The sequence below is a fragment of the Nocardia sp. NPDC058633 genome (assembly GCF_042717045.1).
Classification (GTDB): domain Bacteria; phylum Actinomycetota; class Actinomycetes; order Mycobacteriales; family Mycobacteriaceae; genus Nocardia.
Window position 1 is genome coordinate 147,602 of the sequence record NZ_JBHXRA010000012.1, and the last position, 12,404, is coordinate 160,005.

The window sequence follows — 12,404 nt, forward strand, 5'->3', positions numbered from 1 at the left end:
AGTGTCTCTTTCCGCGATCGCGGCCGTTCTGGTTCTCGGTGTCGGGTACATGTCGCTGGGTGTGCTGCGGCTGGATCCGCGGATCAGCTACATCAGTGCCGATCTGCGGCTGAACAACTCGAGCGGGTTGGCGCCGAATTCGCCTGTCCTGCTCGCCGGGGTCCAGGTGGGCCGCATCGAGTCGGTGCGCAAGCAGGAAGGTGGGGTGCTCGTGCAACTGCGGGTCGACAGCCGTTACCGCATCCCGGTGTCCAGCGACGTTCGGATCGAGCAGTTGTCGGCGCTCGGCGAGCCCTATATCGCGTTCTCGTCGGCCTCCGGTGCGGGCCCCTATCTCGAGGACGGCCAGGTCGTCGCCGCGGATCGGATTCATCCAGCGATGACCATCACCGCGCTGTCGGCCCGGCTGGTCGAGTTGCTCGACCAGATCCATCCCGAAGCGATCGCGCGCCTGGTGGACACCTTCGACCGCGCGCTGGCCGGAACGGACTCGGCGATGCAGACCTTGCAGCGCTCCTCCACGCTGCTCGCGGCCACCTTGCTCAGCCGCACCGAAGCCATTCGGCAACTGTTCGCCGACATCCAAGCCCTCGGCGGTGACATGGCTTGGCTCGGACCGTCACTCGGCGTGGCGGGCCCGCTGTTCGGCGAGTTCGGCGTCACGCTGAACGCGATCGTCGAATCGGGATCGGCGCTGGTCGAGAGCCGTCCGCTGAGCGCCTATTTCACCGGCGACGGCCTGGTGCCGTTCCTCGACAACCTCACCACGCTGATCAACGAGATCGGGCCCAGCATGGCCCCGCTGGGCCAGATACTCGGCCCCGTGGTCACCGATTCCGTGAATCGGACGCCCGCGATCGACATCAGCACCCTGATCGACCAAGCACTGCAGAGCGTGGACGCCGACGGCACAGTGCATTTCCGCATCGGCGTCAAATAGCCGGACAGAGGACAGATCATGAGCACAGCAACCGAAGCAGCCCCCGCAACCGAGACCGAAGGGCAGCCTCCGCGCACCGTGTCCATCCGAGTCTCGACGGTCGTGCTCACCGCCACGATCGGTGCCCTCGTCGTCGCGGTGGTCACCTTCGCGTCGCTGTACTTCTCCGCCGACGCGACGCTGGCCGAGCGCGACGCGCGTGCGGCCGACGCCAGGCGTGTCGAGCAGATCGCCTCGGACTACGGGGTCGGCGCGTCCACGATCGACTACCGCGATGTGAAGGCGTGGTTCGCCCGACTGCAAACCGGCACCACCGCGCAACTCGCCGCGAAATTCGACGCCACCGCACCACAGTTGGAGCAGATTCTGCTGCCGTTGCAGTGGACGTCGAAGGCGACGCCGCTCTCGGCGACGGTGACATCGGAAAGCGGTGGCATCTACAAGGTCAACGCCTATCTCGATGTCGTCTCCACCAGCGCGCAGACGCCCGAGGGCACGCGCACCACCGTCACCTATTCGCTCACCGTCGACCGCGACGCGAACTGGCAGATCACCGAGGTGGGCGGCTTGCAGAACGCGCTGCCGACCAAGTAGGCGATGACTCAGTAGGCGATGAAGAGGATCTCGTCGGGGGTGTAGTCGTGGCCGGGGTGGTTCTCGGCCAGGTGCGCCTGGGTCCGGGTGATCAGGTCGTCTTCGTCGGTACCCCGAATGCTGACGCCGCAGGGGCAGTTCAAGCGAGTCTTCATCATCTTCTCCTAGCTGGACAGTAGTCTGGATTGTATTCCAGTTCGTATGTTAGCGTGGCCCGCATGGGAGCTGTAGACGAGATCACCGCCGGTACCAGCGACCTGTTCGCACTTGCCGAACGGACCGTCGGATTCATGCCGCCGGACGAGGGACACGCGCTCTACGCCGCCGCCCGCGCGTACGGCGGCGACGGCACCATCATGGAGATCGGCACCTACTGCGGCAAGTCGACCGTCTATCTCGGCGCCGCCGCCCGCGAGACCGGGGCCGCGGTGTTCACTGTCGATCACCATCGCGGTTCCGAGGAGCACCAGCCGGGCTGGGAGTACCACGACACCAGCCTCGTGGACCCGGAGACCGGCGTCTTCGACACCGTGACCACGTTCCGGCGCACCATGATTCACGCGGGCCTCACCGACACCGTGACCGCGATCATCGGTTCCTCCAGCGCCGCGGCGCGCGTCTGGCGCACCCCGCTGCGGATGCTGTTCGTCGACGGCGGCCACACCGAGGAAGCCGCCCAGCGCGACTACGACAACTGGGTGCACTGGGTGGCCGGCGGTGGGCTGCTCGCCATCCACGATGTGTTTCCCGACCCCGCCGACGGTGGCCGGGCGCCGTTCAACATCTATCGCCGCGCCCTCGACAGCGGCAAGTTCGACGAACTGTCGGTCACCGGTTCGCTGCGCATCCTGCAGCGCACCGCCGCCTGCGGCTGAGCCTGCTCAGCGGGGGAGCGCGTCGCGGAAGATGCCGTTGCCCGCGGTGGTGCGGGTGAGGGCATCGGCGGCGAGGACGACCGCCGCCGCGGTCCAGGTGGTGCGTTCTTCGGGCCAGCGCTTGCCATCGGTGAAAACCAGTCCGGTCCAATAGGATCCGTCGACATCACGTAGATGCTGCATATCGCCGAACAGGGTGGTGGCGGCAGCGGTGTCGCCGATGGCGTCCAGGGCGAGCACCAGTTCGCAGGTTTCCGCGCCGGTGACCCACGGGGCGTCGGAGACACAGCGGATGCCGAGGTCGGCGACCACGAAGTCGTCCCAGTGCCGCGCGATCCGGTCCTTCGCCGCCGCGCCGCGCAGGGCACCGCCGAGGATCGGGTAGTACCAGTCCATGGAATAGCGGCCCTTGTCCAAAAACGCTTCCGGATGATGGCGCAGCGCGTCGCCGAGCCGGTCGCGGGCCGCCGCCCAGTCCGGTCGCGGATCGCCCACCCGCTCGGCGAGGGTCACCGCACAGCCGAGACTGTGGAAGATGCTGGAGCAGCCGGTCAGCAGTGCTTCCCCGGAGGATCCGGATTCGCTTGCCGACCAGTGGATCTCGCCGTGGGTGCCCAGTTGCAGGCCGAGGACGAAGTCGATGCCCGCGCGGACCGTCGGCCACAACTCCGTGGCGAACCCGATATCGCCGGTGACGTCGAGGGCATGCAGGACACCGGTGGCGAGGTAGGCGCAGAAATTGGTGTCGGCGTCGTGATTCTCGATCACGCCGCGGCGCAACTGCATCGGCCACGAGCCGTCGGAGCGCTGCGATTTCGCCGACCAGATGTAGGCATCGCGGGCCTGGTCCCACAGGCCAGCCACGGTCAGTGCCATCGCGGATTCGATGTGATCCCACGGATCGGTGTGGCCACCGCTGAACCAGGGGATTGCACCGTCGGGTTCCTGTGCGGCGGCGATGGATTCGGCGGTGCGCCGAATATCGCGCGCGGAGACGACCCCGGGGACGGCAGGCAGATCAGCGGGCATCGCTGCGCACCGCCGGTTTCGTGAAGTACAGGGCCACGGACTTGCCGACCAACGGGTTGAGCAGGCGTTCGGCCGAGCGCGTCAGCGCGGGCGCCGACATCATGTCCCACACCAGCAAGCGGTGATAGGCGCTCACCAGCGGATGGTCGTCGTTGCGCACGCCGACCGCGCATTTCAGCCACCAGAAGGGCGAGTGCAGAGCGTGCGCGAAGTCCTGGTGGTGGTAGCGCAGGCCACGCGCGGTGATCTTGTCGCGCAGTTCGTCGGCGCGATAGATGCGCACATGGCCGCCCTCGTTGGCGTGATATTCGTCCGACAGCGCCCAGCAGATGCGCTCGGGCAGCCATCGTGGCACCGTGACCGCCAGTGCGCCACCGGGTTTGAGCACTCGTATCAGCTCGATCACGGCACGGTTGTCCCGCGGGATGTGCTCGAGGATCTCCGAGGCGATCACCACATCGAATTCGTCGTTGCCGTAGGGCAGATCGAGCGCGTCACCACGGACGGTCTCGGCCTTCGCGTACTCCGGCACCTCGCCCGCCGCGGCCATGGCCTCGAACATGACGTCGACGTCGGCCAGGTCGGCGGCGTTCTGGTCGAAGGCGACAACGTCGGCTCCGCGGCGGTAGGCCTCGAAGGAGTGTCTGCCCGCGCCGCAGCCGATGTCGATCACCCGTGACCCGGGGCCGACGCCGAGGCGGTCGAAATCGACGGTCAACATGGAGCCTCCGGGGAAGTGTGGGAAGGGATGGTCATCGGGATGTGCCCGGCGATGTGGGGGAGCGGCGGGCAATGGCCTGTTCGTAGATCGCGACGGTCTGCGCGGCGACAGCTGCCCAGCTGAACAGCGCCAGCACGCGATCGCGCCCGGCCGCGCCCATGCGGGCGCGCCGGTCGGAGTCGGTGAGCAGTTCGCCGAGCACCCGGGTCAGGGCATCCACGTCGCCGGGCGTAACCAGTTCGGCGCACTCGCCGACGACCTCGGGCAGCGCACCGGCGCGGCTGGCGACCAGCGGTGTTGCGCTGGCCATCGCCTCGACAGCGGGCAGCGAGAAACCTTCGTACATCGATGGGATGCAGGCGATCTGGGCCGAGGCGAGCAATTCGGCCAACTGTTCGTCGCTGACACCGCTGACCGGGGTGACGATATCGGCGATGCCGAGTTCGGCGATCAACTTCTCGGTCGGGCCGTTGGGCTCCAACTTGGCGACCAGCCGCAGCTCGACCTCGTGGTTGTGGCGCAGCCGGGCAACAGCTTTCAACAGATGGGCGATGCCCTTGAGCGGCTTGTCCGCGCTGGCGACAGCCACGATCCGCCCACGCACCCGTGGTGTCGCGCGCGGCCGGAACAGCTCGGTGTCCACCCCGAGGGGGACGGTGTGCAGGTGCCCCGGCGCCACCCCGAAGTCCTCGGCGATGTCTGCGGCTGAGGAGGAGGACACAGTGATCAGGTCCGCAATCTCGCGCGCCACGCGCTGTTGCATGCCGAGGAACCCGTACCAGCGTCGCACGAACAGCTTGCGCCGCCACGGCGTCGCCGCCAGGTCCACCGCGCGGTCGCGGGTGATCGGATGGTGGACAGTGGCCACCAGCGGCAATCTCTCGGCGATGTCGAGCAGGCCGTAACCGAGGCACTGATTGTCGTGCACCACATCGAACTCCGTGGTGCGCGCGGCCAGAAGCCGGGCCGCGCGCATGCTGAACGTGCGGGGTTCGGGGAACCCGGCCGTCCACATGGTGGCGAGTTCGAGCAGGTCGATGCGGTCGCGGATCTCACGGGGATGCGGTGTGCGGAAAGGGTCTTCGTCGCGATAGAGGTCCAGGCTCGGCACCTCTGTGAGCCGTACGCGCGGATCGAGATCCTCGGGATAGGGCTGGCCGGAGAACACCTCGACGTCGTGGCCGAGGTCGACGAGCCCCTGGCTCAGGTACCGAACGTAGACACCCTGCCCGCCGCAGTGCGCCTTGCTCCGATAGGACAGCAGAGCGATCCGCATCAGTGCACCGTTCCCGACTCGTAGCTGACCTGCCAGTGTTTGATGCCGTTGATCCAACCCGATCGCAGCCGCTGTGGCTCCGAAACCTGCGACAGATCGGGCATCACGTCGGCGATGGCATTGAAGATCAGCTCGATTTCGAGTCGCGCCAGGTTCGCGCCCACACAGAAATGCGCTCCGGTGCCACCGAACCCCAGGTGCGGATTGGGGTCGCGCAGGATGTCGAAGTCGAACGGATTCCCGAACGCGTCCTCGTCGAAATTCGCTGAGCCGTAGAACAATCCGATGCGTTGACCGGCGCGGATCTGTTGTCCGCCGAGCTCGGTGTCGGCGGTCGCGGTGCGCTGGAACACCGTCACCGGTGTCGCCCAGCGCACGATCTCGTCGGCCGCGGTGCGTGGGCGCTGCTGCTTGTAGAGCTCCCACTGATCCGGATTGTCGATGAACGCCTTCATCCCGTGGGTGATGGCGTTGCGGGTGGTCTCGTTGCCCGCGACCGCGAGCAGGATCACGAAGAAGCCGAACTCGTCGGAGCCGAGCGCCTCCCCGTCGAGGTCGGCATGGACGAGCCTGCTGACGATGTCGTCGGCGGGATCGGCGCGTCGTTGCTCGGCCATGTTCCAGGCGTAGCCGAGGATCTCCATCGCCGCGGTCGACGAGGCGTCGGCGGTGGTCGCGTCGCCGTACTCCGGGTCGTCGTAGTTGAGCATCTGGTTCGACCAGTCGAACAGCTTGCGACGGTCCTGCTGCGGGACACCGATGAGTTCGGCGATGGCTTGCAACGGAAGCTCACACGCCACCTGTTCGACGAAATCACCACCGCCTGCCGCGCGTGCGGCCGCCACGATCGCGGCCGCCCGCTCGCTCAACGCCGCGCGCAACCCCTCGACCGCGCGCGGCGTGAATCCCTTGGAGATGATGCGTCGGATCTTGGTGTGCTTGGGCGGATCCATGTTCAGCAGCAGAGCGCCGGTGAGTTCGATCTGCTCGGGTGTCACCTCGCCGGGCAGCCGGATGACCGAACCTTTCTGCTGGGAGGAGAACAGCTCCGGATTGCGCGAAACCTCCTTGATGTCCTCGTGTTTGGTGATCACCCAGTAGCCGCCGTCGCGGAAGCCACCCGACTGCCTGTCGGTCTGGGCGTTCCACCACACGGGAGCGGTTCGGCGTAGCTCGGCGAATTCCTCGACGGGATTGCGTGATTCCCACAGGGCCGGATCGGTGAAGTCGAAGCCGGGGGGAATGGACGGTGCGGACACGGTGACCTCCGCCGCGCTCAGCGTTGCCTGCGGCGGTAGCGGACACGGCACGGCTGCTGCAACTGCACCACCATCTTCGAATGATCGTTGCGGTAGGTATCCGACGGTTGAGCGAGCTCGAATTCCCAGTCCCGCAGCAGAATCGAGAAGATCGCCTTGAGCTGCATGAGCGCGAACGGCGCTCCCACACAGCGGTGCCTGCCCGCGCCGAACGGAATCCAGGTCCAGCGGTTGAGGATGTCGTCCTGACGTGGGTCGAGATAGCGCCCGGGGTCGAAGGCGTCCGGGTCGGGAAAGTCCTCCGGGATCCGGTTGGAGACGGCGGGGGTGGCGGCCACCATGTCGCCGGGCTCGATGCGATGTCCGCAGACCTCGAATTCCCCGCGCGCCAGGCGCATGAGGATGATCAAGGGCGGATGCAGGCGCAGCGTTTCCTTGAGCGCGGCTTCCAGATTCGGGATCTGGCGCAGCGCATGGTGACTCACGTCGGCGCCGTCGGCGTAGAGCTCGTCGAGTTCGGTGACCACGCCGGCCATTGTCTCGGGGTGGCGCAGCAGTTCGATGATCGTCCAGGCCGCCGTGCCCGAGGTGGTGTGGTGGCCGGCGAACATCATCGAGATGAAGATGCCGGTGATCTCGCTGGCCGAGAACCGCAGTGTCCCGTTCTCGTCCTTCACCGAGATGAGGACATCGAGCATGTCGCGATCGTCTTTACTGGTCGGCGGATCGGCCTCGCGCTGATTCATGATCGCCTGCACCAGCTCGACCAGCGCCGCGCGTGCCGCGTCACGTCGGACGAAGCTCTCGATGGGCGCGTACGGGTCCACGTAGGCCAGGGCGTCGGTGCCCTGCTCCAGTTCGTGATACAGGTGTGCGAAGCGGCCGTCGAGCTGATTGCGGAACTTCACCCCGATCAGACAGGCCGATGAGGTGTAGATGGTCAGTTCGGCGAAGAACTCGAGCAGGTCGATCTCGCCCTCGTCGTCCCAGCGCGCGACCATCTGGTCCACTTCGTTGGCGATGGTGCCCGCGTGCCCGCGCATGTGGTCCGCGCGCAGGGCTTGGTTGTGCAGCATCTCCTTGCGGCGCTCCGGGGGTGCGTCGAAGACGACGCCTTCACCGAAGATGGGCTTCATGAAGGGATAGGCGGCGCCCTGGTCGAGATCTTCGTCGCCGGCCCGGAAGAAGAATTCATTGGCCTCGGCGCCGGACAGCAGGACGACATCGCGCCCCGCGAGCTCGAAGGCGCCGACATCGCCGCACTCGGCGCGAACGCGCCGCATCAGCGCGATCGGGTCGGTGCGGAACTCGGCCAGGTGCCCGTGTTCGTCCTCGCCTCCGGAGACGCGCTGCGGTTTGACCAGCGTCATGGAAAGTCCTTCCTGGAATACTGTCCAGAAATGTCATGGACAAGTGTCTGGACAGTACTACGGTTTCCGGGTGCGCGACAAGGTTCGAGCCGAATTCGGGCTAGCTGTCGGTGGCGGGTGTGGCCAGCAATCGGCGCGCGCAGATCTCGAGCAGATCGGCCACTTGGGCATACGACAGCAAGCCCATCCCGCCCTGGAGCAGCGCGCCGGAATACAGCAGCTCGAGCGCGGCCAGGCTTTCGGGATCCTTCGTGCCGAGCGCTTCGCCGAGTCGATGGCGGATCTCCCTGCCGATGCGCACCCGCAGGTGTCGCACGTCGGGATCGTCGCCGAGCATGGCGCTGCTGACGGCCCCGGCCAGGGCGGGTTCGTCGGCCACCAGCATCGAGACCTGGCGAAGGACGGCGACGACGCGTGTGGTCTGGTCGGCCTCGCCGGTCGCCAGGGGTGGCATCGCGACCAGGCGCCGCCAGAACACCTCGGAGATGAGGTGCTCCTTGGAGGAGAAGTAGGTGTAGGCCGTGGCGGTGCCGACACCCGCCGACGCGGCGACGAGCCGGATCGTCGTGCCCGAGTAGCCCTCGCGCGACAAGACGTCGACGGCGGCGACGGTCAGGCGGTCCACGGTATCGGCCTGCTTTTCGGTCAAGCGTCGTCGAGTTGCTTCGATGCCGGTAGGCGCGATTTCGGACATGTGTCCGGATGCTACTACAGCCTGGTGTACAGGCCAATGGACGCCGATGGTCTTGCGTCCGATCGACAACCCGAACTATATTCCGTACACCTGTCCAGACACGTATCGGAGCTTTGCTATGAACGGTCTCGTCCCCGCCGAAGGCACCCCACTGTTGATCGGCGGCAAGTTGATTCCGGGTGGCTCCGGTGTCTTCGCGACCATCAATCCCGCCACCGAGGAAGTGCTCGGCTACGCCGCCGACGCCTCGGGCGCCGATATGGAGGCGGCCATCGCCGCGGCACGCACCGCCTTCGACGAGACGCAGTGGTCGCGTGATCCGAAGTTTCGCGCGCACTGCCTGCGCCAATTGCGTGACGTGCTGGGCGAGCACCTCGAGGAACTGCGCGAGATCACGATCGCCGAGGTCGGCACCCCGGTCATGCTGACCAGTGGTCCGCAGCTGGAGGGTCCGATCGCGGACCTGTCCTACGCGGCCGACCTGGCCGACAACTACACCTGGGAAACCGATCTCGGCACCAGGGACCTGATGGGTATCGCCAGTCGCCGGGTGATCCGCCGCGAGGCGGTCGGTGTCGTCGGTGCCATCACCCCGTGGAATTTCCCGCACCAGATCAACATGGCCAAAATCGGACCCGCGCTCGCGGCGGGCAACACCGTGGTGCTCAAACCCGCCCCGGACACACCCTGGTGCGCGGCGGTGCTGGGTGCGCTCATCACCGAGCACACCGACATCCCGGCCGGGGTGATCAATATCGTCACCTCCTCCGACCACGGCCTCGGCGCCCAGTTGGTCCTCGATCCGCGCGTCGACATGATCACCTTCACCGGCTCGACCCAGACCGGCCGCTCGGTGATGGTCGGCGCATCGGCCACGCTCAAGCGCACCTTTCTCGAACTGGGCGGCAAATCCGCTGCCATCGTGCTCGACGACGCCGACATCGCGGCGGCGGCGAGCTACACCGCATTCACCGTCGCCGTCCACGCCGGCCAGGGGTGCGCCCTCACCACCCGGCTGTTGGTGCCGCGCGAGTCCTACGACGCCGCGGTCACCGCCGCGGCCGGGGCGATGCGCGGGCTCGCCGCCGGTGACCCGACCAACCCCGGAACGGTCTGCGGGCCAGTGATTTCCGAGCGTCAGCGAGCCCGAGTGGAGCGCTACCTAGAGATCGCGCGGGCCGAAGGCGGGCGTATCGAGGTCGGTGGCGGCAGGCCCGTGGACAAGGAACGCGGGTACTTCATCGAACCGACGCTGATCAGCGGACTCGACAACACCGCGACGGTCGCGCAGGAGGAGATCTTCGGGCCGGTGCTCGTCGTGATCGCCCACGACGGCGACGACGACGCCATCCGACTGGCCAACGAATCGCCCTACGGCCTGTCGGGTTCGGTGTGGGGCACCGACCAGGACCGGATCGACCGGGTGGTCTCGGGGGTGCGCACCGGGACGTTGAGCGTCAACGGCGGCCTCTGGTACCACGCCGACGCGCCGTTCGGCGGCTACAAGCAGTCCGGCATCGGCCGTGAGATGGGCGTCGCCGGTTTCGAGGAATACCTCGAGACCAAGCTGATCGCCACCCCCGCCTGACCTCACCGACATCATCCACACTCAGGAGCTGAACACCATGGCACGTTTCACCGGCCGTACCGCGATCGTCACCGGCGCCGCGCAGGGCATCGGCGCGGTCTACGCCGCCGCGCTGGCAGCCGAAGGCGCCAATGTCGTCGTCGCCGATCTCAACGTCGAGCGCGGCGAGGAGGTGGCCAAGCAAATCGTCGCCGACGGCGGGGTCGCGGCTTTTCGCCGCGTCGACGTCGCCGATCCCGAATCAGCGGCGGCCTTGGCGGAATTCACCGTCGCCGAGTTCGGCGCGATCAACCACCTGGTCAACAACGCGGCCATCTACGGCGAGATGAAGCTCGATCTGCTGCTCACCGTCCCGTGGGACTACTACAAGAAGTTCATGGGCGTGAACTTCGACGGCGCGCTCAATGTGACGCGCGCGGTCTGGCAGCCGATGGTCGCGGCGGGCGGCGGCTCGATCGTCAACCAATCCTCCACGGCCGCGTGGCTGTACTCGGGGTTCTACGGGCTGGCCAAGGTCGGCATCAACGGCCTCACCCAGCAGCTCGCCACCGAACTGGGCGGTTCGCGGATCAGGGTGAACGCGATCGCGCCGGGCCCGATCGACACCGAGGCCACCCAGACCGTCACGCCGGGAAACATGGTCAAGGACATGGTCAAGCGTATCCCGATCAAGCGGATGGGCACCCCGCAGGACCTGGTCGGCGCCTGCCTGTACCTGCTCTCCGACGAGGCGAGCTGGGTCACCGGCCAGATCCTCAATGTCGACGGCGGGCAGATCATCCGATGACGACCGAATCCGCCAGTGCCCCGGTCGGATTCATCGGACTGGGCAATATGGGCGCGCCGATCGCGCGCCGACTGCTGGAGTGGCCCGGCGGGCTCACGGTGTGCGATATCAGGGCCGAGGTCACCGAGCCGTTCGTTGCGGCGGGTGCGCGCGCGGTGGCCGATCCAGCGCAGGTCGCCACGCACGCGCGGATCATCTGCGTAACCGTCATCGACGACGCGCAGGTGACCGAAGTCCTCACCGGTCCCGCGGGCATCCTGAGCACCGCGGCGCCCGGCACGGTCGTGGCCGTGCACTCCACCATCAGTGACCGGACGGCGCAGGAGCTGGCGGCCCGGTGTGCCGAGCACGAGGTCGAATTCGTCGACGCGCCCGTCAGCGGTGGCGCACCCGGCGCGACCCGGGGGAGTCTGGCCGTGATGGTCGGCGGCAGCGCCGCCGCGGTGGACCTGATCAGGCCGCCGTTCGAATGCTTCTCCGACCTCATCGTGCACGCCGGCCCGGTCGGTGCCGGAACGCGCATGAAGCTGGCCCGCAACCTGCTCCACTTCATCTCGTTCACCGCCGCCACCGAGGCGCAGCGGCTCGCCGATGCCGCCGGGCTCAGTCTCACCGCGCTCGGCAAGGTGGTCCGCCACTCCGATGCGGTGACCGGCGGGCCGGGCGCGATCATGTTGCGCGAGACCACCGCGCCGATCGACCCGGACGACTTCTGGTTCCCCATCCTCGGCCACGTGCGCGACCTCGGCGAGAAGGACCTCACGCTCGCCCTCGATCTCGGTGACCGGCTCGGGGTCGAGCTGCCGCTGGCGCAACTCGCCCTCGCCCGACTGGCCGGCGGACTCGGCGTCGCCGAACCCGCTCTCGACAAGGAGACCTCATGACCACCAACGGAGAAACCCCCGCCGACGTTCGACAGCGCGGCCTCGCCAAGATGACCGAGGTCTACGGCTGGGAATTCGAGGACGGTCCCGGCGAGCATTTCGCCGTCACCGCCGACCACCTGTTCGCCGACATCTGGTCGCGACCCGCCCTGACCGTGCGGGAACGACGACTGCTGCTACTCGGGGCGCTCACCGCGCAGGGCAATGTCGATGTCGCCGAGATCCAGATCGGTGCCGCCCTGCGCAACGGCGAACTGTCCGAGGAACAGCTGCGCGAGATCGCGCTGTTCCTGTGCCACTACGTCGGCTGGCCCGCGGGGACGAAGCTCGACGGCACCGTCGGCAAGGTGATCGCCCAGGAGCGTCGGAAGAAGTGACCGACACCGA

At 67.3% G+C, this 12,404-nt stretch carries 14 protein-coding genes; 7 read left to right on the forward strand and 7 right to left on the reverse strand.

Going from position 1 to position 12,404, the window contains the following annotated elements; all coding sequences use genetic code 11:
* Position 1 precedes the first annotated feature (1 nt).
* Positions 2-940: an MlaD family protein gene (locus tag ACFWUR_RS17875; RefSeq protein WP_378908199.1), complete on the forward strand. Its 939-nt coding sequence runs from the start codon at positions 2-4 to the stop codon at positions 938-940.
* An 18-nt stretch (positions 941-958) separates the two neighbouring features.
* The gene (locus ACFWUR_RS17880; protein WP_378908200.1) at positions 959-1,534 is read left to right on the forward strand and encodes a hypothetical protein; all 576 of its coding nucleotides are present in this window, start codon (positions 959-961) and stop codon (positions 1,532-1,534) included.
* Positions 1,535-1,542: 8 nt separating this feature from the next.
* On the opposite strand, the gene ACFWUR_RS17885 is transcribed toward ACFWUR_RS17880, so the two are convergent.
* A complete protein-coding gene (locus tag ACFWUR_RS17885) occupies positions 1,543-1,689 on the reverse strand; it encodes a DUF1059 domain-containing protein (RefSeq protein WP_378908201.1) in 147 nt (48 codons plus the stop codon).
* A 63-nt stretch (positions 1,690-1,752) separates the two neighbouring features.
* Between ACFWUR_RS17885 and ACFWUR_RS17890 the strand changes: the two genes are divergently transcribed.
* Positions 1,753-2,409, forward strand: a complete 657-nt coding sequence (locus tag ACFWUR_RS17890) for a class I SAM-dependent methyltransferase (protein WP_378908202.1) — start codon at positions 1,753-1,755, stop codon at positions 2,407-2,409.
* A gap of 6 nt (positions 2,410-2,415) precedes the next feature.
* Here ACFWUR_RS17890 and ACFWUR_RS17895 read toward each other — a convergent pair whose 3' ends face one another.
* From ACFWUR_RS17895 to ACFWUR_RS17920, 6 genes are all read right to left on the reverse strand, one after another.
* Positions 2,416-3,438 carry a prenyltransferase gene (locus ACFWUR_RS17895; protein WP_378908203.1) on the reverse strand — a complete coding sequence of 341 codons (1,023 nt, stop codon included), beginning with the start codon at positions 3,436-3,438 and terminating at the stop codon, positions 2,416-2,418.
* On the reverse strand, positions 3,428-4,159 hold the full coding sequence (locus ACFWUR_RS17900) for a class I SAM-dependent methyltransferase (RefSeq protein WP_378908204.1): 732 nt from the start codon (positions 4,157-4,159) through the stop codon (positions 3,428-3,430). Before ACFWUR_RS17900 ends, ACFWUR_RS17895 begins: the two co-directional genes overlap by 11 nt.
* Before the next feature lie 31 nt (positions 4,160-4,190).
* Positions 4,191-5,435, reverse strand: a complete 1,245-nt coding sequence (locus ACFWUR_RS17905) for a glycosyltransferase family 4 protein (RefSeq protein WP_378908205.1) — start codon at positions 5,433-5,435, stop codon at positions 4,191-4,193.
* On the reverse strand, positions 5,435-6,694 hold the full coding sequence (locus tag ACFWUR_RS17910; protein WP_378908206.1) for a cytochrome P450: 1,260 nt from the start codon (positions 6,692-6,694) through the stop codon (positions 5,435-5,437). The genes ACFWUR_RS17905 and ACFWUR_RS17910 overlap by 1 nt, the downstream gene beginning before the upstream one ends.
* A 17-nt stretch (positions 6,695-6,711) precedes the next feature.
* On the reverse strand, positions 6,712-8,064 hold the full coding sequence (locus ACFWUR_RS17915; protein ID WP_378908207.1) for a cytochrome P450: 1,353 nt from the start codon (positions 8,062-8,064) through the stop codon (positions 6,712-6,714).
* 100 nt (positions 8,065-8,164) lie between these two features.
* A complete protein-coding gene (locus tag ACFWUR_RS17920) occupies positions 8,165-8,758 on the reverse strand; it encodes a TetR/AcrR family transcriptional regulator (protein WP_378908208.1) in 594 nt (197 codons plus the stop codon).
* 118 nt (positions 8,759-8,876) lie between these two features.
* Here ACFWUR_RS17920 and ACFWUR_RS17925 point away from each other — a divergent pair, with 118 nt between their 5' ends.
* Genes ACFWUR_RS17925 through ACFWUR_RS17940 form a run of 4 tightly spaced genes read left to right on the forward strand, consistent with a single transcriptional unit; the run spans position 8,877 to position 12,394 of the window.
* Positions 8,877-10,346 carry an aldehyde dehydrogenase gene (locus ACFWUR_RS17925; protein ID WP_378908209.1) on the forward strand — a complete coding sequence of 490 codons (1,470 nt, stop codon included), beginning with the start codon at positions 8,877-8,879 and terminating at the stop codon, positions 10,344-10,346.
* Between the two features lie 37 nt (positions 10,347-10,383).
* Positions 10,384-11,133: an SDR family oxidoreductase gene (locus ACFWUR_RS17930; RefSeq protein ID WP_378908210.1), complete on the forward strand. Its 750-nt coding sequence runs from the start codon at positions 10,384-10,386 to the stop codon at positions 11,131-11,133.
* The gene (locus tag ACFWUR_RS17935) at positions 11,130-12,017 is read left to right on the forward strand and encodes an NAD(P)-dependent oxidoreductase (RefSeq protein ID WP_378908211.1); all 888 of its coding nucleotides are present in this window, start codon (positions 11,130-11,132) and stop codon (positions 12,015-12,017) included. Before ACFWUR_RS17930 ends, ACFWUR_RS17935 begins: the two co-directional genes overlap by 4 nt.
* Positions 12,014-12,394, forward strand: coding sequence for a carboxymuconolactone decarboxylase family protein (locus ACFWUR_RS17940; RefSeq protein ID WP_378908212.1), 381 nt, complete (start codon positions 12,014-12,016; stop codon positions 12,392-12,394). Before ACFWUR_RS17935 ends, ACFWUR_RS17940 begins: the two co-directional genes overlap by 4 nt.
* Positions 12,395-12,404 lie beyond the last annotated feature (10 nt).